The following is a 25,679-nucleotide window of genomic DNA, read 5'->3' on the forward strand; positions in this document are numbered from 1 at the left end:
ATTTTTCGAAAGCAATACTCCCGCATTTGAAACAGTTAGTCTTGCCGGTGAGATTTATTTGCAATAAAAACCTGAAAATGAAAGCAAGTAAATTATTGTGGTCAGTTCTGATACTGATCATCTTCCGTCCAGCCTCCGGATATGCCCAGATTTCACAAATCGAAGTTTCTGCAAAGTATAATCCCCTATCCAAATACTTACCTCCCGCAGACAGCGCCTCGAAGCCAGGCAAGGCCTCTCAATCGGAATTCAATGTGGGGGCGTTGGTCAATATCCACACGAGAATCGACACCGCTACCGGCCGGATCCGCTCGCTGGGATCGAATATCCAGGCACGTTACACGAGCTTTTCCAGGGATGGATATAACAAGGAAATATTACCTCCCGAGCTGTATGCATTGAATGTCGGTTTCTTTTACTATTCCACTATCAACAGGAAATGGGCGTATAATGTATTTCTGAATACGGCTATCAATTCCGACTTTAAGGAGGTTGATAAAAACGATGCATTCCTTGCGGGCGGTGCGGTGTTTATCCGGCAATTCACCCCGAATTTCAGCCTGGGAGTCGGTGCGATTGTACACAATAATCTCGGTGGATTTATGCCGTGGCCCGCTTTAACGGTCGATTGGAAAATGGGCGGTAAATTCCGATTGGATATCCGAACCCCTGATAAATCGGCCGGTATCGCACATTACGTTGGAATTACGTATGCAACCAGCAATAAATGGAATATGTCGTTCGCATTTCAACCGGAAGTATTGTCTTATGATGTAACAACCAGCAACGAACGAAAGAACAGGCTGATGAGTTTCTGGCAGCTGCCATTTACGCTGTCATCTACCATTCGCGCAGGGAATTTTGAAATAATCCCGAGAGTGGGTTTTACCGCCCTCCGTCGCTATGCCTACGGCGAGAAAAAGGTGTCCGAAATGTTTACCGAATATCCCTATCACGGCTTGGGGACCAACCTTATTTACGGAATCGGGTTCAAGTACCGCCCGTCGATCCGCGCGAAAAATAGCCGGTAATGTGATAACTGACACCACAAACCCCGCTTCCGCCATTTCGGTATGTTGCTGCATTTCCGAATTTCGCTTTTGAGTAAGGAATAACGTACAGTTGTGGTTTGGTAATCTGGTACCGTTTTGAGCACTCGGTTATTTTCAGGCACAAGAAATCTGCGGAGGTTTCTTGTGCCTTTGTTTTTTAGCGCATAACAAGCTTCGGGAATATTGATATATCACAAGCAGCAGTACAGATTATTGATATTTCAACAAAAAAATAAAACCTAAAAAACTATAAACATCTAATAATCAACATATTAACCGAGTGGCATAAAAATAGCTCTTAATGCTGTAATCTCACCTTTAACGCCAACAGTCAAACATGAAAACGATTTGCAGTATTCCCCTCTCCCTTTGTCTCACGCTCACTCTCTCCCATTCCTTTGCACAGAAACCCGGTGAAAAGTACAACAATGCCGATTTTAAACTCAAAGCAGCCGAGGTGGTGTACGAAAGCCGCATCGACGCGCTGGTGTTTGAGGTAACCGTGGAAGGCCAGGCCGGGAAAACGGTGCCGGCACCCGTGGGAAGCATGAGCGGCGCCCCCGTGCTGGGGTATGTGTTCCCGACCACTTTGAAATCCCAGGACGTGGGCTTTTCCGCCACCGAGGGCATCGTGGCGATGGCGCTCACATCCCACCCCGACATGGACGACACGCCGCTTTGGGACGAGGACGCCGACGGAAAATACGACAACGACGGGGTGATCTGGCACGCGCACTGGGTGGTGCTCACCAAAGACGACCGCGTACCGGGCGGTTTGAGCGTGAAAGAATTCAAATTGGGCGACAAAACAGTGGCCTTACCCAAAACTGCCCCCGGCATGCCGATGTTCTTCGATTCGCCCGGATTTAACGTCATCAAGCAGGGATCGTCGATGCGCGTGCTGATTCCCGCATTCAGAATGCATTATCAAAAAGATTTCAAATTCGATGCCGTGGCTTGCTATATGCAGATGAGCCATGGCGAAGGACATCACGGCGGCAAATCGGAGCCGATCCTGGGTGTGTACAATGTGTACGGCGTATTGTCGGGGAACCTGTCATTGCCTTATACAGTCAAAAAATGAGGGGCGGCAAATCCATGATGCATTCCGGGGCGAGCCTGCTCCGGGTGCAGCCTCTTCGCTGCTCCGACGACCTTGCGACGGCCCCCAAATCCCTCTACCGGATTTTGTGGCTGGCACATCCGTGGGACAAAAGCCTTCGCCAGCTGCATGTTTTGCCTCCCGGCAGCAGCGCCGACCTCACTTTCGGCCACAGCCAAACGGGATACCTCGTTTCCTTCCCGGAAGAAATACTGCTGATGACCGGGTGCCAGCATTACTACCCGTTTGCCGGCGCCCAGCCCAGCGTCCGGCAGCACGAAAAGCCCATTCCGGTGCAGGATGGCCTGGCCATTGAACGGATGATCACCAACCTCGCACGTGAATGCGCCCACCACGCAGGCGAAATGCTCATTCCAGGCCTTTTGAAAGTGCTGATCATCTCGATCGCCCGCCTGTACCCGCAGCCGGAAGCGGTCGTTTCGGAATGCGATGAGCTCCGATTGTTCCAGCGTTTTATGAAGCTGGTCAAAGACCGCAAGTCGGGCCGGCGGAGTGTGCAGGAATATGCCAATGCGCTGTCTGTGAAAACGGAAATGCTCACGGAATGCGTCCGCAAAGTGTCCGGCTACCCGGCTAGTCATCACATTTACGAGCACATTATCCATGTGGCCAAGCACGCCGCCATCAGCTCGGGCGCGAGCATGAAGGAGGTTGCTTACGGACTGGGCTTCAACGACATGGCGCATTTCAGCAAGTTTTTCCGAAGCAAAACCGGTATGACATTCTCCAACTATAAACGGGCCTATCAGGCGATATAGCGATGAACACCACCACCCTACCCGGCCGGAAAGAGCCTTTCCGCGCCGCATGCCTGCATGAAGCGCTGCGCAGCACGGCCGCTTCCGGTCGCTACTACCAGTCGGAACTATTTGAAATGATCTGGATCAAAAAAGGCAAAGGCTTCCTCACGGTGGACCTTGACAACAGGCCGATCATCGACAACACCCTCTATTGTCTTTTTCCGGGTCAGATCCACCGGCTCAGTCCCGAGCAGGATCTGGAAGGTTATCAAATCGCGTTTTCGGAGGATTTTCTCTGCGGCGGCCATGCATCCTCCGCCCTCCCTCCCTTCCTGAACCATTCACGCCGAGGCAAACTCATGCAGGCCATGCCCCTGAATGCCGAGGCGCAAACGGACATTGAATACATTGTCCGCACGATCCTCTGGGAATATGGCAACCGGCAACGGTTCCGGGCTGATATGCTGAACGGACTGGTGAAAATGCTGCTCGCCTACTTCTCCCGCAGGTCCGGCACCGACGAGCACCGGCCCCCGGGCAACGACCAGCTGGTGTTTGGCCGCTTTATGAACAAAGTAGACGAGCATTTCAGGAAGCAAAAACAGGTTTCGGCCTATGCCGACGACCTGGCGGTTTCATCGAATTACCTCAGTGAAGTTACCAAACGGGTTTCAGGTTACTCGGCCAGTTACCATATTCACCAGCGCGTATTGCTCGAAGCCAAGCGCAAAGCGGTAAGCAGCGGCTTGTCGATGAAAGAAATTGCATTGCATCTGGGGTTTGACGACCCGTCATCATTCAGCAAGTTTTTCAAAACCCAAACCGGCATGAATTTTTCCGATTTCCGGAACAACTGGCTGAAACGCGCGTAATACGAAGCATTCGCGCGCACAGTCGGTGTTACGTACAGTAGATAGCGTTACCATCCGCCTTAGGTATCAGTACATTGGTTCATATTATGTCGCACGACGAAGCATTGTCACCAAACCGGCAGTTAACAGCGCAGGAAATGGCGGTGCTTACCTCGCTGTACCGGCAATTGGCCACTGCCCCTAGCCTGCTGGCATTGCAACAAATCCTGAACGACCAACTGAAAGCGTTGTTCCACTTCACCCATTGCCGGATCAGCAGGCTGCCGCTGTCCGCTGATGCCCACGTACCAGCGGGCGAGGCCAGCGAACATGAAGTACTGGCAATCGCATTGCACGACGAATCAGGGACATGGGGCCATTTACGCTTTTATTCCGACCGCGAAGCCATTTCTCCGGCGATACCGATGGCCTTGCCGGACCAGGTGTCCAGCGTGGTTTCGCTTGCCATTGCCAACATCGTTTCAACGGAAAAGCTGAGCCGGCAACTGGAAGAAATCAAGCATTACCAAAGCCAGCTGGAAGAACAGAATGCATACCTGCTCGAAGAGGCGAAAGAAGGCTTCTCCTACGACGACATTATCGGTTCCAGCGGGCCCATGCAACGTGTTTTTCAGCTTTTGTCGCAGGTTTCGTTTACCAACAGCACCGTGTTACTGCTCGGGGAAACCGGCACCGGGAAGGAACTGGTGGCGAGGGCCATCCACAATTCATCCGCGCGAAAGGACAGGCTGATGGTGCGCGTAAACTGCGCCGCCATTCCGGCCCACCTGATCGAAAGCGAGCTGTTCGGGCACGAAAAAGGCAGCTTTACCGGCGCATTTGAACGCCGGATCGGCAAGTTCGAACTGGCTAATCAGGCCACGCTTTTCCTGGACGAAATCGGTGAAATGCCGCTGGATATGCAGGCGAAGCTGCTCCGCGCCATTCAGGAACGGGAAATAGAGCGCATCGGCGGGAAGGGCGTGATCAAAGTCGACGTGCGCATTATCGCGGCCACCAACCGGAACTTGCTGGAAGAAGTACAGCAAGGCCGCTTCCGCAGCGACCTTTTTTACAGGCTCCATGTTTTTCCCATTACACTCCCGCCCCTGCGGGAACGAACCGGGGATATTTCCCTGCTGGCCAAACAGTTCGTCGGCAGGTTTGCCAAAAACAACGGAAAAAGCATTTCGCGGATATCCAGCAATGTGATGAAGGCGCTGCTGGCCTATCCCTGGCCCGGCAATGTGCGCGAGCTCGAACACCAGATGGAACGCTGTGTGCTGCTCGCCCGCGACCACGTGATCCGCGACGTGCTGCTGCCTTCTCCCACCCAGTCCGGGCACGCACCTGCCGCAGGCATTTACACCAAAACGCACGAGGAAAACGAGCGCGAATACATTATCCGGGTTCTCAATCAATGCAATGGAAAAATATACGGCCCCGGAGGCGCCGCCCAGCTGCTCAACCTGAAAGTGGGAACATTGAATTCCAAAATCAAAAAGCTCGGCATCAGCAAGGAGCAGATCATTCTGAGAAACCACTGAACCGGCATTCGCTGCTGGTGGCGGTAATGACCGGAAAATGTACAAATAGTACCGTCAAATGGCGGTTGAGGCGTAAAACCGGCATCAGTAGCTTTGTTAAGTAAGGCCCGGGACAAGTTCCGTCCGCGTGCTATCCATTTATCTAACTTCAATCTTATCATGACCACCGAAGCTATTGCATCGTCGCGGATCGATTTTGCAGAAGATCCCCATTTGTCTCCGGCTGTTAAGGAATTTCTCAAACCGTTGAACGCAGGAGGGCCACCATTGGAAAGCCTGCCGGTGGATGACGCCCGAAATGTGCTGGTTTCCGCCCAGGCGGCTTTCGAGGTCGATCTTTCGGGCATTACCGAGGAAGAAAAAACGATCACCGAGGATGGCTTTGATATTACGCTCAACATCGTTCGGCCCGAAGGTGCTACCGGCGTGCAGCCCGTGTTCATGTTCATCCACGGCGGCGGCTGGGTGCTCGGCGACTACCCTACCCACAAGCGCATGGTGCGCGACCTCGTGACGCTCACCGGCTTCACGGGCGTGTTTGTGAACTATTCCCGCGCGCCGGAAGTGAAGTACCCGCAGCCTGTGCACGAAGTGTATGCAACGGCTAAGTGGCTGGCTGCCAACGGGGCATCGATCCAAGTCGATGGATCCCGGCTGGCCATTGTGGGCAATAGCGCGGGCGGAAACCTCGCTACGGCCGCCGTATTGCTGGCCAAGGCCCAGGGAGGCCCGGCGTTCAAAACGCAGATCCTTTTCTGGCCGGTGACCGATGCCAATTTCGGGCGGAATTCGTATCAGCAATTTGGTACACAGCGCTTTCTGACCTCATCCCTCATGCAATGGATGTGGGACCAGTACATTTCTCCCGACCAGAGACACGAAATTTACGCATCGCCCGCACAAGCGGCGACCGAGCAGCTCAGGGGCTTGCCGCCAACGCTCATCCAGGTGGCCGAAAACGATATTCTGCTCGACGAGGGGGAAGAATACGGACGAAAACTGAGTGAAGCGGGTGTAGAAGTCACAACGGTTCGCTACAACGATGTGATCCACGACTTCGGCCTGTTGAATGGCCTGGCGGAAATACCGCAGACAAAAGCGGTGTTCGTCCAGGCGGCACAGCAGTTGAAAAAGTACCTGTAACAACTCACCATCAGTCATTTGACATGAAAACAAAGAACATACTTTTTGTCACAGGCGCATTTGTGACGCACCATTGCTGGGATGAATGGCGGGTTTATTTCGAAGCGCGCGGTTACTCGACCCTGGCGCCTGCCTGGCCGTTCAAGGACGCCTCGGCCGCCGAACTCCGCGCACGCCAGCCGCACGACATCGACCTGGCCCGCCTCACACTCGCCGAACTGGTCGACCATTTTGCGGGTATCGCCAAAAGTTTTCCGGAAAAGCCCATCATCATCGGCCATTCCCTGGGCGGGCTCATCACGCAGATATTGCTGAACCGCGACCTGGCCGCCGCCGCGGTGGCCATTCATTCGGTGCCGCCGCAGGGCATCATTCCCTACGAGTTTTCATTCCTCAAATCCACCTGGGGCGCATTGGGGCTGTTCACGTCGCTGGACGAGACCTACCTCATGCCGTTCGATACCTGGCAATATGCATTTGTGAATGAAATGCCGCTGGACGAGCAGCAGAAGGCGTATGACCTGCTCACCTCGCCCGAATCCAAGCGCGTGGCGCGCGGTGGACTCACGAGCGCTGCCGCGGTGGATTTTGATAAACCGCACGCGCCGCTTTTGCTTACATCGGGGTCACTGGATAATATCATTCCGGCGCATCTGAACAACCGGAACTACGAGCGCTATAAAAAGAACGGCTCGGTATTGGAATACAAGGAGTTCCCCGGCCGCAACCACCACGTGCTGGCGCAGGCCGGCTGGGAATCTGATGCCGACTACGTGCTCGACTGGATCAAGAATTACTGATCAACGCTTCTCAGCAAACCCGGTGCCCTTGCCTTATGCAAGGGCATTTTTTTAATATCCTATCAATAATAGCTGTCGTTGGCGGAAATGGGATCGTTTTTCCAAACGCTTACCTGGCTGATGCCCAGCTTTTTCAGCCTGGATACCAGCGTGGAAGGGTTAATGTCCAGCAATTCGGCGGCACCGTCCTTGCCTGAAATTTTCCCTTTGCACCTTCTCAGGGTGGCTACGATGTGGTCGCGCTCCATTTCCGTAAGCGATTTCACTTTTGTTTCGGCCACTTTTTCCGCTTCGTCCGCTACGTCGAACTCTATGAAACGGTGGATCGTGTGGGTCGGGCAGAGTAGCACGGCCCGTTCGAAAAGGTGCTGCATTTCACGGATATTTCCGGGCCAATGGTGGTTTTCGAGCTGCATAAGTGCCTCCGGCGCAATGCCTTTGATGTTTTTCCGGAACCGGGCATTGTACATCGAGAGAAAGTAGTCCGCAAGCTGCCGGATGTCTTCTTTCCGGTCGCGCAGCGGCGGCAGGGTGATGGGAAAGATGTTGAGCCGGTAAAAAAGGTCTTTTCGGAATGTACCTTCGGCTACGTCCTTTTCCAGATTCCGGTTGGTGGCCGCGATCACCCGCGTGTCGATCGGAATGCTCGCATTGCCGCCGATCCGCTCGATTTGCTTTTCCTGCAATACGTGCAGCAGTTTGGATTGCATCATCAGCGGCAGCTCGCCGATTTCGTCCAGGAATATGGTCCCCTGCTGCGCCCGCTCGAATTTGCCCGTTTTCCGCTCGTAGGCTCCTGTGAACACACCTTTTTCATGACCAAACAGCTCCGATTCGATGAGCGTGGGCGGCAGCGATGCGCAGTTGATGCGCACAAAAGGCTTGTTTGCCCGGGGCGATTTCAAATGGATGGCTTCGGCGAATTTCTCCTTGCCCGTGCCGCTCTCGCCGAGCAATAGCACCGAGACATCGGACGGCGCGACGGCATTGGTCAGGTCTACGGCGTGCTGGAATTTCGGTCCGGACCCGATGATGGAGGTTTGCCAAATGGGCTGCCTCACCTCCCGGTCGTCTTTTAAATAAACTGAGTTTGCGCTTTTCATTATCAATAGGTTTCTATCACCGGTTGGCAGAATATTCTGCCAACCGGCTTTATCGGAAATTGGAATAGCTTGATATTGTCGCTGCCGTTACTGATAGCCCGGGTTTTGGACAAGGTTTTGGTTCAGGTCCATTTCGGCCTGCGGAATCGGCAGCAACACGGCATGCGGCTTCCAGGTGGCAGGCTTTGCCGCTCCGAATACCGCATTGGCCCGGCCCGTCCGCACGATATCGAACCACCGGTGCCCTTCCACGAACAACTCGGCGCGCCGTTCCTTTTCCACTTGCAGGACGAGCTGCTCTTTTCTCATATCGGACGGCAAATCACGCAACCCGGCGCGGCGGCGGAGCACATTCAGGTCGGCCGCCGACTCGCTGGTCTTGCCCATCGCTGCATTCGCTTCCGCCCGGATCAGGTATTGTTCCGCGAGCCGCATCACCACATCATCTTCCGCCAGCATGGGGCCCATGTTGGTCGATTTTTGCTTGTATTTGGCCGTAAACAAGATGGTATCCGGGCTTACCGCGAAAATGCCGATCCATGTCGAACGGCGCTTGTCGCCTGGCTCGAAACTGTTATAGAGCGATTTCGGTAATCCGTAATTCAGATTAGTGGGAGACGGTAATAGCATGAGTCCGTAAGTGGTTCGGTCCCCTTGGTCGGGCCTGGAACCGCTGCTGCTGATCGTCCAGATCGTTTCGTCACTGCTCCGCAGAAAAACGCTGTCGAGTGCGCTTTCCAGCCGGGCATTTCCGGCAATGGCTGCGGTAGCGGCCGCCGCGGCTTCCTCCCACTGCTGCGAATACAGGTACACCCTGGCCAGCAGGGATTGGGCGGCCAATGCATTTACCCTGGTTTTGGGCATATCCATCCGGCTCAGATCCGCGATAACATCCTTCAAATCAGCCACTACCAGGGCTATAACAGCCGCCTTGGGCGACCGCGGCGCGCTGTCCGTTTCCTTGATATCGGTGGTGGTGATCAACGGCACGTCGCCATAATAGCCTGAGAGCAGCAGGTAAATGTACGCTCTGAAAAACTTGGCTTCGGCTATGTACCGCTTGTGCAAAATCTCCGGCAAAAACGTGACGTCCGCAAGGCCGGTGATGATGCTATTGGCATGGTAGATCACTTTGTATCCATTTTGCCAGAACTTGCCATAGGTGTCGGTGGAAGGATTATATTGGTTAAAAAGGAGATCATCGAAAACATTCACGCTCCTCGGGTAAAGCTCGTCGGCCATCATGCCGCCATAAAAGTGGGGCGCATAAGACCAGAAGTTGATGTCGATGAACGTCAGAGTATACAAGCCGTTGACCGTGGCTTCGACGGAACTGGCGTCGCTGAAAACGGTGGTTCTCGTCAGGTCGGTAGTGGGCGGCGGAATTTCCAGATAGCTTTTGCACGACTCTTGCGACGCCGCAATTGCCGCCAGCGCCACCGCCAGCCAGGCGTTTTTCAGGACACGGTTAAGGAGTGATGGTTTCATAATCAAAGGGTCAGTCTGATGCCGGCTACGATCGTTTTCAATGGCGGGGCGAGCCGCGGCGTTTCCGGATCGAAGCCGCCATAGCGGGTGAAAGTCAGCAGGTTTTGTCCGTGTACGTAAACTTTCATGTCCCGCAGTTTGAGATACTTTTTCAACCTAACCGGCAGATTGTAGGACAGCGCGGCATTGCGCAGGCGCATGTAGGAGGCATCTTCAAAGGCAACGTCGGAATTGCCGTAAACGTCGAAATAATTTCTGCCGGTGGCGGAGCTGGTGGGCCGGGGCCTCAATGCATTTTGCCCGGGCTCTGTCCAATAGTCGGTTGCCCAGCTTCTCTTCACGTTGGCTCTTCCACCGATCGGCGACGGAAATACATCCAGATAGCCGTATTCCAGGGGTTTTCGTATAAAATCAAAGAAAAGATCCAGCTCAAAGTTGCTATACCGGAAAGTGTTGCTGAATCCTCCGAAAAACCGGGGATCAAGGTTGCCCAGGGCCTGAAAATCGTTTCCGGGGTTGTAGGCGCCATCCCGGTTGAGGTCCTCCACCATAGCCATTCCGCTTTCCGGGTTCACGCCGGTGAACCGGTAGCCCCTCACCACATTCACCGACTCGCCGATCTCGTATCGGCTGGCGTAGGATGACGACGCCAGGCCGGGAAAGCGCAGCAGCGTGTTTTTAAATGTCGTGAGGTTAAATCCGGCTTCCCAGCGGAACCTGTTCCGTTCGGCGATTTTGGCATGCAACTCAAATTCCAGTCCCTTGTTTTCAATCAATGCATCCAGATTGGCCTGGTAGAAGGAAAAACCCGTTTGGCTCGCCACGGGGAAATTTACCAGCTGGTTGCTCGACCGGCTCATGAATGCCGACGCATGCACCTGCAAGCTGCCGTTCAGAAATGCCAGTTCAAGCCCTGCTTCGGCTTTCCGGCTCACCTCCCAGCTGTAATCCGGGTTGGGCAGGCGGTTGGGCGTGAGGCCCGACTTGTTCATGTACGGTGTCTTCGAAGCCATGTAGGTTTCCAGGTACCGGTAATCGCCGATCTGGTCGTTGCCGGTGGTGCCATAGCTGGCCCTGAGTTTACCGAATGTGACAAACGGCAATGCCTCGCTCACCCAGGCTTCCCGCGAGAATATCCAGGCCACGCCCATCGCCCCGAAACCACCAAATCGCCTGCCTTCGCCGAAACGGGACGAGCCATCCACCCGGTAGGTTCCATTCAAGATGTATTTATCCTCCCACGCATACGACGCGTGCCCGAGAATGGAGTGATACCGGTAATCGCTGAATGCAGAGCGCCGGTCCGAGATAATGGCAGCCGAAGCCAGGTTATCCATCAATGCCTCCATCGGAAAGTCCTGTGCCGAAATCTGCTGGCTGCTTTTCACGCTCTGCTGGAATGTAGCGCCCGCGAGCGCCGACAACACCCCCGCCCCCACCGCGCGCCTGAACCGGATACGCGGCTCGATATTGTAGGTCCACCGCTGCCCGTTCGCAAAGCTCGCTTGGTTTTTGAAGCCGTACGACATCGAGGGATTAATGTAGGTCGAGGGGTTTTTGAGCACTTGCCGGTCGTTGATGCGCGTGTAACCTCCGCTGAGAACAAGAGTCAGGTGGTCCGAAAGCCGGTATTGCAGCAATGCGCTGCCAATGAAGTTGTCGGAGCGCATGCGCCATTGCTGGTACCGCAGCGCCGAGGCATTGAAACTCGAACCGAACCAGTACGGCGTCACGCCCGTGCTGTCGAATTTAGGCTGATTGGGCGCTTCCAGCAGGTAATCGTGCGGGTTAATGCCCCTTGTTTCAAGGTCGGTAACGCCGTAGGTCATGGTCAGGCTCAGGTTCAGCCGCTTGTTGCCCGACTCATGCTGGACGTTCAAATGGGTATTGCCCCGCCGGTCGCGGTTGTTGCCGGACAGCATCGGCTTTTCATGCCGAAAACTGCTTCCGAGCATGAAGCGCGTGGCGTCGTTGCCGCCGGAAATGTTAAGCTGCGCATTCGACACGGGTGCCGGGTTGCCGATCAGTTCTTTTTGCCAGTCGGTATGCGCGTTTTGGTCCCATAATACGAGGTCGGGCGCATTCCGGTCGGTGGGAGTAATGCCGTCGAGCGCAAATGCCTTGCGCCGCAGATCGAGGTATTCCTGCGTGTTGAGCACGTCCATCTTGCGGGTTACCTTCGAAAAACCGGAATACACATCCAGGTCGACGCGCGTCTCGCCGGGCCTTCCCTTTCGGGTCGTGAGCAGCACCACGCCATTGGCGCCCCTGGAACCGTAAATGGCCGTGGCGTCGGCGTCTTTCAGGATTTCAATGCGCTCTATATCCGCCGGATTGATCGCATTGAGCGGGTTGGGCCCGCCTCCGTACGATTCCATGCCATGCGAGCCCGTGAGCAAATTGGGCGATTCGTAGGGAACGGGCACGCCGTCGATCAGCACCAGCGGTGTTTTGCCGGAGTCGATGGTATTGCGTCCGCGGATCTGGATATGCACCGCCGAACCGGGAACGCCCGTTCCATTGCTGATAAACACGCCCGGTATCCTTCCCTGCAATGCCGCTATCGGGCTGGCGACGGGCTGCTTTTCGATCACCTTACGCGATACCTGCGCGATATTACCGGTGCTCATGCTGCGCGAGCTTTCGTAGTAGCCGGTAGAGACCACCAACTCCTGCAACTGCGTGATGTCGCGGCGTAAATTCAGGGTAAGCTCGCCTTCGATCGGAAATGAAAGTAATGTATCCAACGAACGGTATCCTATAAACGAAACCACAATGGATGCACCGCTGCCCGTGGCCCGCAATGTGAACCGCCCGGCCTCGTCGGTAACGGCCCCCTCGTCGGCGTTTTTGAGCAGCACCGTCGCGCCTTCCAGCGGGCCGCCTTCCTGCAAGGCCATCACCCTGCCGCGGATCAGGAACGATTGCGGCTTTTCGGCCTGTTCGGTTTTAGGGATGTTTTCCAATTTTTCGAAAAGAATAATGTTACGGCCTGCCTGCCTGAATTGAAGGTCTGTCCGTTCCAGCATTAAAAGCATCGTCTGCTCGATCGTGCGCTTTCCCGGCGGCACGGTTACGGACCTGACCTTCCCTACCTTTTCCGACGGATAGGCGATCGTGTAACCGGTTGTTTTTTCGAGCTTTTTCAATGCGGTTTTCAAAGTGGCGCGACGGATCTCGAACGAGACGGTTACCTCCCTGATATTTTGCCCGCAAACAATGCCCGACGCCATTGATCCCAGGATCAGCGCGAGAAAAAAATGGTAGAACTTTATGGTCATCGGCCCTCAGGCTTTAATTTTTGCAACCTTCACCATCAATTGTAATTCCAATTCCGCTTTCTTCTTTTCGGTAAGTCGCGCCCCGAGTGGTGGTGATAATGTCGAGCACGTCCGTCAATGTCTCTTCGCCCGTGAAAGTGGCCGTAACCGGGCACCGTTCCAGGGATTTTGTAGTAAACAGGATATTTGTCCCGTACCGCCGCTGCAACCGCTCGGCGATCATCCCGAACGACACCGAATCGAACCGCATCACCAGATCATTCCACGGTTGTTCGCCGGTCGCCGTCACCGCCTTTTGCACCGCGTCATGACCGTCGGCGGTGATAACGAGCTTCTCATTGGCCAGCAGCACGCCCAGCATTTTGCCCGACTGCTCCACGCTCACTTTGCCATGGTTCACCACCACTTCGGAGCTGTTCCGCGCCGCATCGGATTTCACATTAAATGCCGTTCCGAGCACGGTCACCTTCACTTCCCCAGCCTCCACGGAGAATGGCCGCTGCGGATCGGGCTTCACGGCAAAGTAGGCCTCGCCGGTGATCTCCACCTGCCTGAGCGCGCTTTCCGGCTCATAATATTCCAGGCTGGTGCCCGGCTGCAACACGGCCTTGCTGCTGTCGGGCAGCAGCACAAACCTCGGCTCGGTGGCGTTGGCGGGCAGTTCGATACGGACCAGCGGTTCGGCACCTTGCTGCCGCCCGGCCAGCCAGTAGCCGGCGCCTAGCAGGCACGCGATCCCCACGAAACTGGCGGCAATGCGTGTCCACGGCCTAAGCGGCTTATTCTCCGGTTCCTTCACCTCTCGCTCCGCCCTGCGCTGGAAATCGCTGAAAAGCCGCTTCGCCAGGGCCGCTTCCGAGCCTTCCGTCGCCAGCCATTCTTCGTACGACAGGCCATTTACATCCAGCCGATGGTACCAGCTCAGCAGCTCGCGCTCCTCTTCCGGCGAACATTCGTTCCGGTGATAGCGGGCCAGCAATGCAGTAAGTCGTGCGGTGTCCATTTCGGGGTATTTAATGTCAAGACAAATTAGCCCGGTGCTACCGTTATCCGCTATGAGTTTTTTTTAGACTAAAATTAAAAAAATCTTATCCGCCGCCCTAAAAACACCAAAAAGCGTATTTTTGTAACTGTACCCTAAACGAACGACGATTAAAATTTCTCCGCCATATGACGACGCAGAACTGATCTTGCGCTGGGTGCAAGGTGATGACAGTGCTTTCGAGGCAATTTATAACCGGTATGCCGTGAAATTACTCGCAATGGCCTGCCGGAAAGTCGCCGACCGGAGTGCCGCCCAGGACATGGTTCAGGATATATTCATGAACCTGTTCAGAATGCGGTCCAACCTGCCGGAAATCCAGTCATTGAAAGGTTACCTGTTCGGAAGCCTGCGCAACGCCATCCTCAATTACTACCACCGCGAATCCCTCACGAGGCGCCATCACGACATACTGGAACTGGCCACACAGCGCAGCGACGATTCGTTTTTACAAAAACTATACGCCCGGGAGCTCTCCGAACACATTGCGGGGATTATCACAAAACTCCCGCCGCAGCGCAGGCTGGTGTTCCAGCTGAGCCGCGAGGAACATCTTTCCAACCGCCAGATCGCCGAAAGGCTCAACATATCCGAAAATACGGTGGAGCAGCACATGCGGAAAGCGCTGCAATTCATCCGCTTCTCACTCAGCGAAAGCAAACTCGACTCCCGGAATTAATGCAGCATCCGGTTGGACGCTGCCTCTTTCAAAGCAGGTCCAACCGGATGCGAAAATGCGGGGCATTGAATTAAAACCTATTTGGCGACCAGCACTTTTTGAGAAAACGAGCTGCCGTTTGAGCGGTGCATGGTGACAACATACATTCCCGATTTCAGCGCGTGGCAGTCGATACCATCCGGCTGAACCTGGTTAGCGGAATATACCTGCCGGCCGGCGAGGTCATTAATCGTAACGCTTGTAATATCGGCACGGTTGGCAAAGCGAATCTTATCGGTTACCGGATTAGGGAATATGCTGATGGCATTCTCAATATCCATCGTCACGCTCTGCATGCTGCTGTACGCAAAGCTGCCGTCCAGGTCCACCATTTTGAGGCGGTATAGGTTTTCGCGGAAAGGTGATGCGTCGGTGAATGTGTAATCGATTTTTTCCTTGCTTTCGCCATTTGACGACACTGTTCCGATGCGGTTCCAGACCTTGCCGTTCACGCTGTGTTCGATGTCAAAATGGCTGCTGTTCGACTCGGTCGATGTGGTCCAGCTCAGGTTAACCGCCTTGCCTTCTTTTGCGGCTGCGAATTTCACGAGGGTAACAGGCAGCGAAATCGAATTCTCTTCGAAATAGAAATTGTGGAACTCAAAACCGCCTTTCTGATCGAAATGCCCGCCGATAATGGACTGCCCGTTGATCGAGCCGCCATTGCCATTCAGGCTGGCTTTCGGTGCGAGAAAGTTGCCGAGCCATTTGAAATGGGACAGAGAAATAAAGTTGGCATTGGGAAAATTGAAAAGTACGCGTCCATTCACCTGGTCGGCGCCATTCATTTTCATGCTGCCGCTGCTGATCGTGAGTGAAGTGTTCAGGATATTGATGATCGCAGAGGAGCCCGCCGGTATCTCCACCTTGATTTCGTCGCTGGACATATTTTCAGGCAGCGTAATATCGAAAACGTTCAACCCGAGGCTGGTGCCTTTTAAGGTATACTGGTGGTAGCCGTCAAAAAGCAGCGTGCCGGTGTTCGGCAGAAGATCCAGCTTGCCGCTCAGCGTGCGGTAGTAGTCGATCAGCTCATTGTCCGAAAACCGGATGTGGTCCAAAACGCCGCCTTTGATCGATGTGCCGGTCACTATCAAGCTCGGCAGCGTCGTTCCTGAGGGGTTGGTGTTGTAAATCATGTTCCCCCGGAGGCCCCAATTGCCCACGCCAGTGTTGTTAAACGCACCGTTGATGACGAAGTTATCGGTGTCGTCCGGGGCGTTCACACCTTGCCCGCCCGTGCCCACGCTGTACCCGCCGGTGGTGAGGTTAAAGTCGCCGGCCACGGCAAGTCGTCCTTCCACGTCGCCGGAATTGCTTTGGAAGTTGCCGAAAATGATGGCGTTGAAATTTCCATTACCCACAAAATCGGAGGACAGAAACTCATCCGGGATTGTCAGGATGGTTTCTGCGCCCTGCGCTTGCGCCGGCTTTTCGATACCAGCACATACGACGGAAGTAATTAGGGCAGCGCGACAGAACTTTGCGTAGTTTGGTAGACTAAGTAATTTGAAGAAGTTTTTCATAACAATTTGATAGAGAAGGAAATGATCGATTTTTGATTGGAGAATAAAATGCGTATCCGCGGATTATTCAAACAAAATCGGTCTCATTGCTTCATTTTTTTCAAATTGGCATGTACTTGTCGAAAGTAGTCTATCGGTTAATTAAATAGCCTCGCTTTAGTTCGCATCGACTATCGAACTATCGGGCGCCGGCATGTTAGGATTGACGATGCACCGATGACGAAATAGTGCAATGCAATTTTTGCATCTACCTCTCCTACATTGGTAAAAAAATCTTGAACGTGGCTCCGTGCCCGAGTTGACTGCTTGCCGTGAGCGCGCCGCCATGATGCGTCACCACCTTTTCGCAAATCGCCAATCCGATGCCTGTCCCTTCATATTCGCTCCGCCCGTGAAGCCGCTGGAACACCTGAAATATGCGGTCCAGATATTGTTCGTCAAACCCTATCCCATTGTCCTGCACCTGGATCAGGTGATAGACCTCCGATTTGCGGACCGGGTTCGCGGCGGCGGGAAGCAGCGTTCGGGGTACCTGGTCGTAAGTGACGAGCACCACCGGCGCGTGCCCGGGCCGACGGAATTTCAATGCATTTGCCAGCAGGTTCCTGAAAAGCTGACCCAGCTGCAATGCATTGCCTTCGATCACGGGGAGCCGCTCAACTTGCACATGCGCATTGGTTTCGGCGATAATGAGGTCCAGGTCGAGCAGTATGGTGTCGATCACCGCATTCAATTCCACCGGCTCGATGCGCGCCTGGCCGGTTGTGATGTTGGAAAATTCCAGCAGGTCGTTGATCAATGTGGACATTCTTCCCGCTGCGGCATTGATCCGCTCAATGTACCTGGCGTCGTTTCCGGCCGCGCCGGGTATATGGGATGTCAGTAACGCGCTGAACTGCCGTATTTTGCGCAGCGGCTCCTGCAAATCGTGGCCGGCTGCGTACGCAAATTGTTCGAGGTTTTCATTCGAGCGCAACAGAAGGCGGTTGGCTTCTTCGAGCTCTTCATTTACAACCATATATTCCTCATTTTGTGCGGCAAGTTCTTCGTTGAGGGCTTCCAGCTCTGTGGTCCGCTCCTGCACGAGCCGCTCCAGATCCTGCTGCCTGTGGCGCTCGGCGGTCACATCCTGGGCCGTTCCCAGCAATTTATAGGGCTTGCCCTCGGCATTCGATACCACAATCCCCCGCGCATGCACCACCCGCTCCGAACGTGTATCGGGATGAACCAGGCGGTACTCCGCATCGAAAATCCCGGAAGAGCCCGGCGCGATCGCCCGGTTGATCGCCGCCTCTACGGGGTCGCGGTCTTCGGGGTGCATCGGGTCGTATACGTCGTCGATCGCGATCCGTTCTTTTGCGAAACCAAACCAGGATTGAATGTTTTCCGAATAACTCACCGCTCGTGTAGTCAGGTCGAGCTCCCAGGTGCCGAGCTGGGCGAGGTCAATGGCACCTTTCAGGCTTGTCTGGGCCAATTCGAGCTGCTGGCGGGCCAGCACCAGGTCAGTCACGTCGGCAGCGGTGTTCATTACACCATACACCTCTCCCTGCGCGTCGAAAAGCGGGGTAAAGCTGTATTTGAAATAAAACTCCTGCAAAATGCCGTCGACAACCAGGTCTACGCGCTGGTTATTGGCGTGGTGGGGCTCGCCGGTGGTGTATACTTTTTGGATTTGTTCGTAAATGCCGGTTCCCGCGAGCTCGGGCAACACTTCGGCGTACGTTTTACCCACTACTTCCGGACCTTTTCCCCAAACGTCGATGATGGATTGATTAACAAGCGCAATGCGCATTTCGCGCCCCACATACACGCCAATGGGAAAAGGGGCACTCTCCACCATGCTTTGAAGTTGAAGCTTATCATTTGAATCTAGGCCCGATTCCTTAGCCGGAACAATGCCGCTCATAATGTCTTTTAGTTGAATGGAGTTACTTTTTATTCAATTCCAAAACTAAAAACCGTGCCAGCCGGCCGCAACTATTACACCCATTTGATCCATCCCCCGTGGCCTTCCCTCATCCCAAAGCATCCGCTGCTGATGCCGGATAACATGACGAATGTCAGTTCCGCACCCGTTCCAGCCTTCAACGAATGCTTTATCTTTGCCGCAAATCATTTTAACACTCATGCCTGAATTAGCACCTTGCCCCCAATGTAAATCCACTTACACCTACGAAATGGGCTCCCTGTTGCTTTGCCCCGAATGCGGCTACGAATGGAGCCCGGCCGAGGCCGAAGCCCCCGAGGACACATTTGTTGTAAAAGACGCCAACGGCAATGTCCTGCAAAACGGCGATTCCGTGGTCACGATTAAAAACCTGCCGGTGAAAGGCTCTTCCCAATCGATCAAGGCCGGAACGAAAGTGAGAAACATCCGCCTGGTAGACAGCGATCACAACATCGACTGCAAAATAGACGGCTTCGGCGCCATGGCACTGAAATCGGAATTTGTGAAGAAGGCGTAGGCAGGCAAAAATAAAAAACCATAACCGGCGGTCACCCCGCGGTTATGGTTTGTCGGAAACTGATTGCTTCCGTGGGATTATGACGCAGGGAACTGAGTTTCGTCCATGTAGGCAAGCTCCCACTGATGGCCGTCCAGGTCGGCAAAGCTGTGCTGATACATCCAGCCGTGGTCGGCGGCGTCCTTATAAATGGTGGCGCCCAGCTCTTTCGCTTTGGCGACGGTTTGCTGCACCTCCTCGCGCGACGCGGCGTCGAGGGCGATCAGCACTTCGGTGCTTTCGTGGGCGTTGGAAATCGGCTTTTGGGTGAATGTCGCAAAATAGGGCTCCGTGAGCAGCATTGCGAAAATAGCGTCGCTGATCACCATGCAGGCGGCATTTTCATCGGAAAACTGGGGATTGAAGGTAAAGCCAAGACCTTCGAAAAATGTTTTTGATTTGTTGAGATCCTTAACCGGCAGGTTAACAAAAATTTTGGTTGCCATTTGTTGTTCATTTAAGTGGTTATAGAAATAATTACCAATGCAAAGAAAGGCTACCATCCGCCGTTCGAATGGTGAAAAGCTTGGGTGTGATGGTGAATTCTATTTATGCTTCTGCTTCCGGAAGGCCAGCGGCGATATCCGCTCATGTTTTTTGAAAAAACTGCCAAAATTAGCCGGGTCCGAAAAGCCAAGCTGGTAGGCGATCTCGGCCATATCCACGTGCGTGTACAGAAGCAGCGATTTCGCCTCCGTAATTAACCGCGCGGCAATGTAAGAAAGCGCATTTTTGCCCGACACGGCCTTCACCGACTGAGAAAGATGGTTGGGCGTCACAGAGAGTAGGTCGGCGTATTCTTTTACTGTTCTTTTATCAATATAATGATTGTTCACCAATTGCAGGTATTTGCTTAAAAGCAGTTGCTGGGGCGTTGCAAACCGGGCTATTTTCTTTCGTTCCGCCACAAACACCTTCATATAATAGAGCAATGCCAGCAACCGTGCCCGCGCTTCCATGTGCGACTCAGGGCCGGACCGCTCGTAAGCGGCCAGTACTTCCCCGAAATGCGGGGCCAGGGCGTCGAAGGTCGCCTGGTCGAGCTTAAACAGATTGGTATACATCCGGTTGAAGAACGGGAATTCATCATGAAAATCCGGCTTGAAAAACGAGAAGCATTCGGATTTGAAATAGATTACGTACCCTTCCAAAGTTTCGTCGTGCGAGAAGCTGTACACCAGGTCGGGCGAGTGAAAGACCAGGTACGATTCCGGGTTGGTGACGGTTTTATCCCCATAACTGACTTGCGCATTGCCGGAGTTGACAAACAATGCGAAAAAATAAAACGACCTTTTGAAGGGAGGTTTGTAGATTTCCGCCGGGTGTTCCAACTTTTTCAGCCTGAGACAATAGAACAGCGGATTGGTTGTCCTGCCTGCCGAAGGGATCGATTCCAGGAAGGCGTTGATGTCTGTATAATAAGGAATGGACATTTTCTTTTTCATGATGGCGTGCCTGCCGACACCGTTCAACTGGCTGCTTTTCGCGATATTGCAGCCATGCAAGTCCCGCACAACAGCCGACGGATTGGTCGTACAAATGGTCCGATGGCTTTTATCCTTTAAAATTAACCAAGTATAATGAAGATAATCAATGCAATAGCAACAGCGCTGCTCCTGAATGCGCTTTCAACCGACGTGATTGCGCAGAAAGGCCAGGACCTGAAACTATGGTATAGCAAACCCGCCTCGCGCTGGGTAGAGGCGCTGCCGGTGGGTAACGGGCATATCGGCGCCATGGTGTTCGGCGGTGTGGAAGAGGAACTGATGCAGCTCAATGAGAGCACATTGTGGTCGGGCGGGCCGGTGAAGACGAACGTGAACCCTGCCTCGGCCTCCTACCTGCCGCAGGTGCGGAAAGCATTGCTGGAAGAGCAGGACTACCAGAAAGCCAACGAGTTGCTCAAAAAAATGCAGGGCCTTTACACGGAATCCTACATGCCCATGGCCGACCTGAAGATCGTCCATGACCTGAAAGGACAGCCGGCCTCGGCCTACTACCGCGACCTCGATATCGCGCACTCCAAAGCGACAACCCGTTTTTCCGCCGGGGGTGTTGACTATAAACGGGAAGTGTTCACTTCGGCACCGGATAATATTATGGTGATCAAAGTGTCCGCTTCAAAACCCAATGCGCTCAATTTCACTGTTTCGCTCAGCAGCCAGCTGCGCTACCGGCTCGAAGCTTCGGGTAACAAGGAGCTGCTCGTGAACGGCAAGGCCCCATCGCACGTGGCACCGAACTATTATAATCCGCCGGGCCAGGAGCCAATCATTTACGACGATCCGAATGGCTGCAACGGCACCCGTTTCCAGATCCGCACCAAAGCCGTGAGCAGAGGAGGCACAACGGTCGTCGACACAGCCGGTATCCATGTTAAAAATGCTACGGAAGTGGTGATTTTCCTTTCCGCGGCCACAAGTTTCAACGGCTTCGACAAATGCCCCGACAAAGATGGCAAGGATGAAAAAGCATTGGCGAAAAACTACCTCGACAAGGCCCTGGCCAAAGGGTACGCCACGCTGGCTACCAGCCACCAGCACGACTATCACAGCTATTTCAACCGCGTAAGTTTCTCGGTAACAGACACGCTCACACGCAACCCGAACACTGCATTGCCTTCGGACGAGCGCCTGATGGCCTATGCCAAAGGCGATTACGACCCGGGGCTGGAAACATTGTACTACCAGTTTGGCCGGTATCTGCTCATTTCTTCTTCACGCGCCGCATTGCCGGGCGTGCCCGCCGGACCACCTGCCAATTTGCAGGGCATTTGGAACAAAGAAATGCGCCCGCCGTGGAGCTCCAACTACACCATCAATATCAACACGCAAATGAACTATTGGCCTGCGGAAGTGGCTAACCTGTCGGAAATGCACCGGCCGCTGCTTTCGTGGATCAAAGACCTCTCGCAAACCGGCGCGGTAACGGCCAAAGAATTTTACGATGCCAAAGGCTGGGTGGCGCACCATAATGCCGATATATGGGGAATGTCCAATCCGGTGGGAAATGTGGGCGATGGCGACCCGGTGTGGGCCAACTGGTACATGGGTGCCAACTGGCTCTGCCAGCATTTGTGGGAGCATTACCGGTTTTCGGGCGATAAGGCATTTCTGCGGGACAAAGGCTACCCGCTCATGAAAGAAGCCGCGCTGTTTACGCTCGACTGGCTCGTGGAAGACAAGGATGGCTACCTGGTTACGGCGCCGTCCACCTCGCCGGAAAACAAGTTCAAAGACCCGAAAGGCGGAGAAGCCGCCGTATCGGTGGCCACTACGATGGATATTTCGATCATCCACGACCTGTTTTCCAACCTGATAGACGCCGCCGAAGTGCTTGGTACCGACGAGGATTTCCGGAAACTGCTCATTGAAAAGCGGGCCAAGCTCTATCCGCTGAAAATAGACGGGCGGGGAAGGTTGCAGGAATGGTACAAAGACTTTGAAGAAACCGACACACTCCACCGGCACGTATCGCATTTGTTCGCGCTGCATCCGGGGCGCCGCATTTCGCCGGAAACGCCCGAGTTTTTCCAGGCTGCGAAAAAAACGCTGGAAGTCCGGGGCGATCACGGCACGGGTTGGAGCAAGGGCTGGAAGATCAATTTCTGGGCGAGGCTGCTCGACGGCGACCACGCTTACCTGCTCATCCGCCAGCTGATGAAATATACCAATGAAGGAAATAGCGAATACCGCGGCGGAGGCACCTATCCCAACTTTTTCGACGCCCACCCACCCTTCCAGATCGACGGGAATTTCGCGGGCACAGCCGGCATGTCGGAAATGCTGATCCAGAGCCATTTAAACGAAGTATACCTGCTGCCAGCATTGCCGAATGCCTGGAAACACGGACAGGTTAAAGGCCTGAGAGCGAGAGGTGGTTTTGAGGTTACGATGAACTGGAAAAATGGAAAGCTGGCCAATGCCAGTGTGAAATCCGAGAATGGGAACAATTGTACGATCAAAACGAGGGGGCCGGTAAAGATATCGGGCGCCAAATCCGTCGAAAAGCGGACCGAGTCGGGTTACATCAATCAATTTCCTACTACCAAAGGCGGGACGTACCAGATTCAGGCGCAATAGCGCCTTGCATTTTACGGGAAAAAGGATTGAATATCACGGCAGTAAGGCGTTGCAAACGGACATGGATCGTCCGTAAATGAACAATATGCACCTTTTAGGTACAAAATAACTAATTCATTATCAATTAGTTATTTTGTACCTTTTTCATTGGCAGGCAATTTGAGCAGCATTCCGAAACTGATCAGAACAACCGACATCCTTCCAGGTATGAAAAGAGCAAAAAGCGACGATCCGTCTACGTATTTACTCAGCCGCGATATGGTCCGTAACTATTTCAAAATCGCGCTGCGTACGCTGCTTCTCAACAAGGTTTACTCATTCATCAACGTCACAGGGCTGAGTATCGGGCTCGCCGCTGCGATGCTGATTTTGCTTTACACGAAGGACGAAGTCAGTTTCGACCAGTTTCATGCCCATAACCCGAATATTTACCGCATTACCAACAAATACATTTCGCCCGACGGCCAGCACGTGGGCTCGATGGGCAACACGGGTTACGTAGCCGGTCCGGCCTTTGCCGCCGGTGTGCCCGAAATAAGGGCATTCGTGCGTTTCCACGGGCACCGTAATGATATCAAAAGAGGCAGCGAAATCAAGAGTGAGGACATTTTCCGTGCCGATTCCGCCTTCTTTTCGGTCTTCTCCCTCCCCCTGCTGAGCGGCGACCCGAAAACCGCATTGAAAGAGCCGCGGTCGGTGGTACTGTCGGAAGAAATGGCCGAGAAGCAATTCGGCAGCAGGAATGTGCTCGGAAGGACGGTTTTGATGAAGGATAGTTTTGACAAGGACGCCCGCTTCGAACCTTACACGGTTACCGGCGTAGCAAAAAAAACACCGCAAAACTCATCGATCAAGTTCGATATCGTTATCCCGATGGTGATCGGGCCCAGCGAAGTCCACCGCGCTACCAACTGGTTCAATACATTCATGAACACATTCGTCCTGCTCGCTCCCGGCGCCAACATCGCGCATGTGGAGCGTAAGATGAACCTCATTTACAATGCCGAGGCGAAAGAGGCGATCAGGGAAGTGGCGCTGAAATACGGCATGAAGAACAAGAAAGTATACACCCTGCAACCGTTTACCGATATGCACCTGAGCGCCGAGCTGCCGTCGGACGGCGGCCTGGTGGGCCATAGCAATCCGCTTTGGTCGTATATTCTCACGGGCATTGCGCTTTTTATCCTCGCCATAGCATGCATTAACTTCATCAACCTGACCGTCGCCCGTTCGCTGAAACGTGCGAAGGAAATCGGTATCCGCAAGGTGGTGGGCAGCGGGCGCAGGCAGCTGGTTGTGCAGTTTCTGGGCGAATCCTTCCTGCTCTGTGTGATTGCATTCGTTTTGGCACTCGTGCTCGTGGAGCTCGCGCTGCCGGTTTTCAACGACCTCTCCAACAAGGCCCTGGCACTTTCGTACCTGTTTGATACCGGTCTCGTGCTGGGCTACCTCGCGCTGTTGTTCGTTACAGGCCTGCTAGCCGGGATTTATCCTGCATTCGTGCTGTCGGCCTATGATCCTGTCAAAACGCTTTACCACCGTTTGCAGCTTTCGGGCAAAGGCTATTTGCAAACTAGCCTGGTGGTGCTTCAATTTACCATTGCATCCTTTCTGATCATCGGCACGCTTACGATCAACTCCCAGTTCAACTATCTGATCAACAAAGACCTGGGCTATAACGATGCCCACCTGATCAGTATTGACAAACCGAACCTCACCCGCGAGCAGGCGCACGTGCTCACACAGGAGCTACAAAAAGACCCGAATATCCTGGCGGTGGCGCCCAAAAACGGGGGCCGCTGGAATACGGCGGCGAAGGTTAATCAGGGTAAGGAAATTGCGTTTATATATGAAACGGTCGATCCGGAATACCTGCCGGCCATTCAGGTACCGGTGGTGAAGGGACGTAACTTTTCGCCCGCTTTCCCTGCCGATTCCACGGGCTCGGTGCTGGTAAACGAAGCGTTTGTGAAGCAAGCCGGCTGGAAAGACCCGATCGGGCAGATCGTCGATTTTTCCTATGAAAATTTTAAATGCACGGTCGTGGGCGTCGTGAAAGACTATCATTACACCGACTTGAATGAGGAAATCGGCCCGCAGCTGTTCACCATGCGGCCGGGCAATTCCTACGGCAGGTTTTTCGTCAAAATCAAGCCCGGCTCCGAAACTTCGAGCCTTCGGCACATCGCTGATACTTACGCCCGGCTGTTTCCATTAAACCCCTACACCTACCGGTTCATGGACGACGAAAACCGGAAACGGTACGAATCGGAGGCCAGATGGAGGCAAATCATGCTTTTTGGCACCACGCTCACGATTTTCATCTCTTGCATAGGCCTGTTCGGGCTGGCTACGCTTTCCGCCGAGCGACGCAGGAAAGAAGTCGGTATCCGCAAAATCATGGGTGCGTCGGTGGCGAGCATTACCCGCCTGCTCACTTCCGATTTCCTGAAACTGGTCGCGATATCCTTCCTATTCGCATTTCCGCTGGCCTATTACGCCATGAGTAAATGGCTGCAAAATTATCCCTACCGCATCGGCGTAGACGCATCCCTGTTCGTGGAAGCCGCGCTGATAGCCGTGCTCGTCGCATTCCTGACGGTAAGTTTCCAATCCGTGCGGACGGCCGTGACCAACCCGGCCAGAAGTCTGCGGAGTGAATAGGGCGAGCCGACT

Annotated in this window: 19 protein-coding genes; 11 read left to right on the forward strand and 8 right to left on the reverse strand. The window is 54.0% G+C overall.

Going from position 1 to position 25,679, the window contains the following annotated elements; genetic code table 11:
• Nucleotides 1–77 precede the first annotated feature (77 nt).
• The 7 genes from DFER_RS08560 (at nucleotide 78) to DFER_RS08590 (ending at nucleotide 7,256) form a co-directional block, all read left to right on the forward strand.
• Nucleotides 78–1,031, forward strand: coding sequence for a DUF6268 family outer membrane beta-barrel protein (locus tag DFER_RS08560; protein WP_015811230.1), 954 nt, complete (start codon nucleotides 78–80; stop codon nucleotides 1,029–1,031).
• Nucleotides 1,032–1,389: 358 nt separating this feature from the next.
• Nucleotides 1,390–2,136 (forward strand): hypothetical protein, encoded by a 747-nt coding sequence (locus DFER_RS08565; protein WP_015811231.1) that lies wholly within the window; start codon nucleotides 1,390–1,392, stop codon nucleotides 2,134–2,136.
• 14 nt (nucleotides 2,137–2,150) lie between these two features.
• Nucleotides 2,151–2,933, forward strand: coding sequence for an AraC family transcriptional regulator (locus tag DFER_RS29130; protein ID WP_187293443.1), 783 nt, complete (start codon nucleotides 2,151–2,153; stop codon nucleotides 2,931–2,933).
• Nucleotides 2,934–2,935: 2 nt separating this feature from the next.
• Nucleotides 2,936–3,787, forward strand: a complete 852-nt coding sequence (locus DFER_RS08575; RefSeq protein ID WP_015811233.1) for a helix-turn-helix domain-containing protein — start codon at nucleotides 2,936–2,938, stop codon at nucleotides 3,785–3,787.
• Between the two features lie 86 nt (nucleotides 3,788–3,873).
• Entirely contained in the window at nucleotides 3,874–5,313 is a 1,440-nt protein-coding gene (locus DFER_RS08580; protein ID WP_015811234.1) for a sigma-54 interaction domain-containing protein, read from the forward strand.
• A 159-nt stretch (nucleotides 5,314–5,472) separates the two neighbouring features.
• Nucleotides 5,473–6,456 (forward strand): alpha/beta hydrolase, encoded by a 984-nt coding sequence (locus DFER_RS08585; protein ID WP_015811235.1) that lies wholly within the window; start codon nucleotides 5,473–5,475, stop codon nucleotides 6,454–6,456.
• Nucleotides 6,457–6,479: 23 nt separating this feature from the next.
• Nucleotides 6,480–7,256, forward strand: a complete 777-nt coding sequence (locus DFER_RS08590; protein WP_015811236.1) for an alpha/beta hydrolase — start codon at nucleotides 6,480–6,482, stop codon at nucleotides 7,254–7,256.
• 62 nt (nucleotides 7,257–7,318) lie between these two features.
• Here DFER_RS08590 and DFER_RS08595 read toward each other — a convergent pair whose 3' ends face one another.
• The 4 genes from DFER_RS08595 to DFER_RS08610 all read right to left on the reverse strand — a co-directional run bounded on the left by DFER_RS08595 (nucleotide 7,319) and on the right by DFER_RS08610 (nucleotide 14,131).
• A complete protein-coding gene (locus DFER_RS08595; protein WP_015811237.1) occupies nucleotides 7,319–8,359 on the reverse strand; it encodes a sigma-54 interaction domain-containing protein in 1,041 nt (346 codons plus the stop codon).
• 87 nt (nucleotides 8,360–8,446) lie between these two features.
• Nucleotides 8,447–9,847 (reverse strand): RagB/SusD family nutrient uptake outer membrane protein, encoded by a 1,401-nt coding sequence (locus tag DFER_RS08600; protein WP_015811238.1) that lies wholly within the window; start codon nucleotides 9,845–9,847, stop codon nucleotides 8,447–8,449.
• Nucleotides 9,848–9,849: 2 nt separating this feature from the next.
• Complete coding sequence (locus DFER_RS08605) at nucleotides 9,850–13,128, reverse strand: SusC/RagA family TonB-linked outer membrane protein (RefSeq protein ID WP_015811239.1); 3,279 nt, start codon at nucleotides 13,126–13,128, stop codon at nucleotides 9,850–9,852.
• A 13-nt stretch (nucleotides 13,129–13,141) separates the two neighbouring features.
• Nucleotides 13,142–14,131 carry a FecR family protein gene (locus tag DFER_RS08610; RefSeq protein WP_015811240.1) on the reverse strand — a complete coding sequence of 330 codons (990 nt, stop codon included), beginning with the start codon at nucleotides 14,129–14,131 and terminating at the stop codon, nucleotides 13,142–13,144.
• A gap of 196 nt (nucleotides 14,132–14,327) precedes the next feature.
• Between DFER_RS08610 and DFER_RS08615 the strand changes: the two genes are divergently transcribed.
• Nucleotides 14,328–14,849, forward strand: coding sequence for an RNA polymerase sigma-70 factor (locus tag DFER_RS08615; protein WP_229206260.1), 522 nt, complete (start codon nucleotides 14,328–14,330; stop codon nucleotides 14,847–14,849).
• 77 nt (nucleotides 14,850–14,926) lie between these two features.
• Here the strand turns inward: DFER_RS08615 and DFER_RS08620 are convergent, their stop codons facing one another.
• On the reverse strand, nucleotides 14,927–16,414 hold the full coding sequence (locus DFER_RS08620; RefSeq protein WP_015811242.1) for a choice-of-anchor A family protein: 1,488 nt from the start codon (nucleotides 16,412–16,414) through the stop codon (nucleotides 14,927–14,929).
• 256 nt (nucleotides 16,415–16,670) lie between these two features.
• On the reverse strand, nucleotides 16,671–18,323 hold the full coding sequence (locus DFER_RS08625) for an ATP-binding protein (protein ID WP_015811243.1): 1,653 nt from the start codon (nucleotides 18,321–18,323) through the stop codon (nucleotides 16,671–16,673).
• A 220-nt stretch (nucleotides 18,324–18,543) separates the two neighbouring features.
• Here DFER_RS08625 and DFER_RS08630 point away from each other — a divergent pair, with 220 nt between their 5' ends.
• Complete coding sequence (locus tag DFER_RS08630; RefSeq protein ID WP_015811244.1) at nucleotides 18,544–18,882, forward strand: zinc ribbon domain-containing protein YjdM; 339 nt, start codon at nucleotides 18,544–18,546, stop codon at nucleotides 18,880–18,882.
• A 77-nt stretch (nucleotides 18,883–18,959) separates the two neighbouring features.
• On the opposite strand, the gene DFER_RS08635 is transcribed toward DFER_RS08630, so the two are convergent.
• Both DFER_RS08635 and DFER_RS08640 read right to left on the reverse strand, forming a co-directional pair.
• Nucleotides 18,960–19,367, reverse strand: a complete 408-nt coding sequence (locus DFER_RS08635) for a VOC family protein (protein WP_015811245.1) — start codon at nucleotides 19,365–19,367, stop codon at nucleotides 18,960–18,962.
• A gap of 99 nt (nucleotides 19,368–19,466) precedes the next feature.
• Entirely contained in the window at nucleotides 19,467–20,366 is a 900-nt protein-coding gene (locus DFER_RS08640; RefSeq protein WP_015811246.1) for a helix-turn-helix domain-containing protein, read from the reverse strand.
• Between the two features lie 135 nt (nucleotides 20,367–20,501).
• On the opposite strand from DFER_RS08640, the gene DFER_RS08645 reads away from it, so the two are divergent.
• Together DFER_RS08645 and DFER_RS08650 are read left to right on the forward strand one after the other, a co-directional pair.
• The gene (locus DFER_RS08645) at nucleotides 20,502–23,003 is read left to right on the forward strand and encodes a glycosyl hydrolase family 95 catalytic domain-containing protein (RefSeq protein ID WP_015811247.1); all 2,502 of its coding nucleotides are present in this window, start codon (nucleotides 20,502–20,504) and stop codon (nucleotides 23,001–23,003) included.
• Between the two features lie 258 nt (nucleotides 23,004–23,261).
• Complete coding sequence (locus DFER_RS08650) at nucleotides 23,262–25,667, forward strand: ABC transporter permease (protein ID WP_015811248.1); 2,406 nt, start codon at nucleotides 23,262–23,264, stop codon at nucleotides 25,665–25,667.
• The last annotated feature ends 12 nt before the right edge of the window (nucleotides 25,668–25,679 follow it).

The organism is Dyadobacter fermentans DSM 18053 (assembly GCF_000023125.1).
GTDB lineage: Bacteria > Bacteroidota > Bacteroidia > Cytophagales > Spirosomataceae > Dyadobacter > Dyadobacter fermentans.

Bases quoted from the DNA above. Each gene is read 5' to 3' on its own strand.
- DFER_RS08560 (WP_015811230.1), top strand. From the start codon at position 78: ATGAAAGCAAGTAAATTATTGTGGTCAGTTCTGATACTGATCATCTTC.
- DFER_RS08565 (WP_015811231.1), top strand. From the start codon at position 1,390: ATGAAAACGATTTGCAGTATTCCCCTCTCCCTTTGTCTCACGCTCACT.
- DFER_RS29130 (WP_187293443.1), top strand. From the start codon at position 2,151: ATGATGCATTCCGGGGCGAGCCTGCTCCGGGTGCAGCCTCTTCGCTGC.
- DFER_RS08575 (WP_015811233.1), top strand. From the start codon at position 2,936: ATGAACACCACCACCCTACCCGGCCGGAAAGAGCCTTTCCGCGCCGCA.
- DFER_RS08580 (WP_015811234.1), top strand. From the start codon at position 3,874: ATGTCGCACGACGAAGCATTGTCACCAAACCGGCAGTTAACAGCGCAG.
- DFER_RS08585 (WP_015811235.1), top strand. From the start codon at position 5,473: ATGACCACCGAAGCTATTGCATCGTCGCGGATCGATTTTGCAGAAGAT.
- DFER_RS08590 (WP_015811236.1), top strand. From the start codon at position 6,480: ATGAAAACAAAGAACATACTTTTTGTCACAGGCGCATTTGTGACGCAC.
- DFER_RS08595 (WP_015811237.1), bottom strand. From the start codon at position 8,359: ATGAAAAGCGCAAACTCAGTTTATTTAAAAGACGACCGGGAGGTGAGG.
- DFER_RS08600 (WP_015811238.1), bottom strand. From the start codon at position 9,847: ATGAAACCATCACTCCTTAACCGTGTCCTGAAAAACGCCTGGCTGGCG.
- DFER_RS08605 (WP_015811239.1), bottom strand. From the start codon at position 13,128: ATGACCATAAAGTTCTACCATTTTTTTCTCGCGCTGATCCTGGGATCA.
- DFER_RS08610 (WP_015811240.1), bottom strand. From the start codon at position 14,131: ATGGACACCGCACGACTTACTGCATTGCTGGCCCGCTATCACCGGAAC.
- DFER_RS08620 (WP_015811242.1), bottom strand. From the start codon at position 16,414: ATGAAAAACTTCTTCAAATTACTTAGTCTACCAAACTACGCAAAGTTC.
- DFER_RS08625 (WP_015811243.1), bottom strand. From the start codon at position 18,323: ATGAGCGGCATTGTTCCGGCTAAGGAATCGGGCCTAGATTCAAATGAT.
- DFER_RS08630 (WP_015811244.1), top strand. From the start codon at position 18,544: ATGCCTGAATTAGCACCTTGCCCCCAATGTAAATCCACTTACACCTAC.
- DFER_RS08635 (WP_015811245.1), bottom strand. From the start codon at position 19,367: ATGGCAACCAAAATTTTTGTTAACCTGCCGGTTAAGGATCTCAACAAA.
- DFER_RS08640 (WP_015811246.1), bottom strand. From the start codon at position 20,366: ATGAAAAAGAAAATGTCCATTCCTTATTATACAGACATCAACGCCTTC.
- DFER_RS08645 (WP_015811247.1), top strand. From the start codon at position 20,502: ATGAAGATAATCAATGCAATAGCAACAGCGCTGCTCCTGAATGCGCTT.
- DFER_RS08650 (WP_015811248.1), top strand. From the start codon at position 23,262: ATGGTCCGTAACTATTTCAAAATCGCGCTGCGTACGCTGCTTCTCAAC.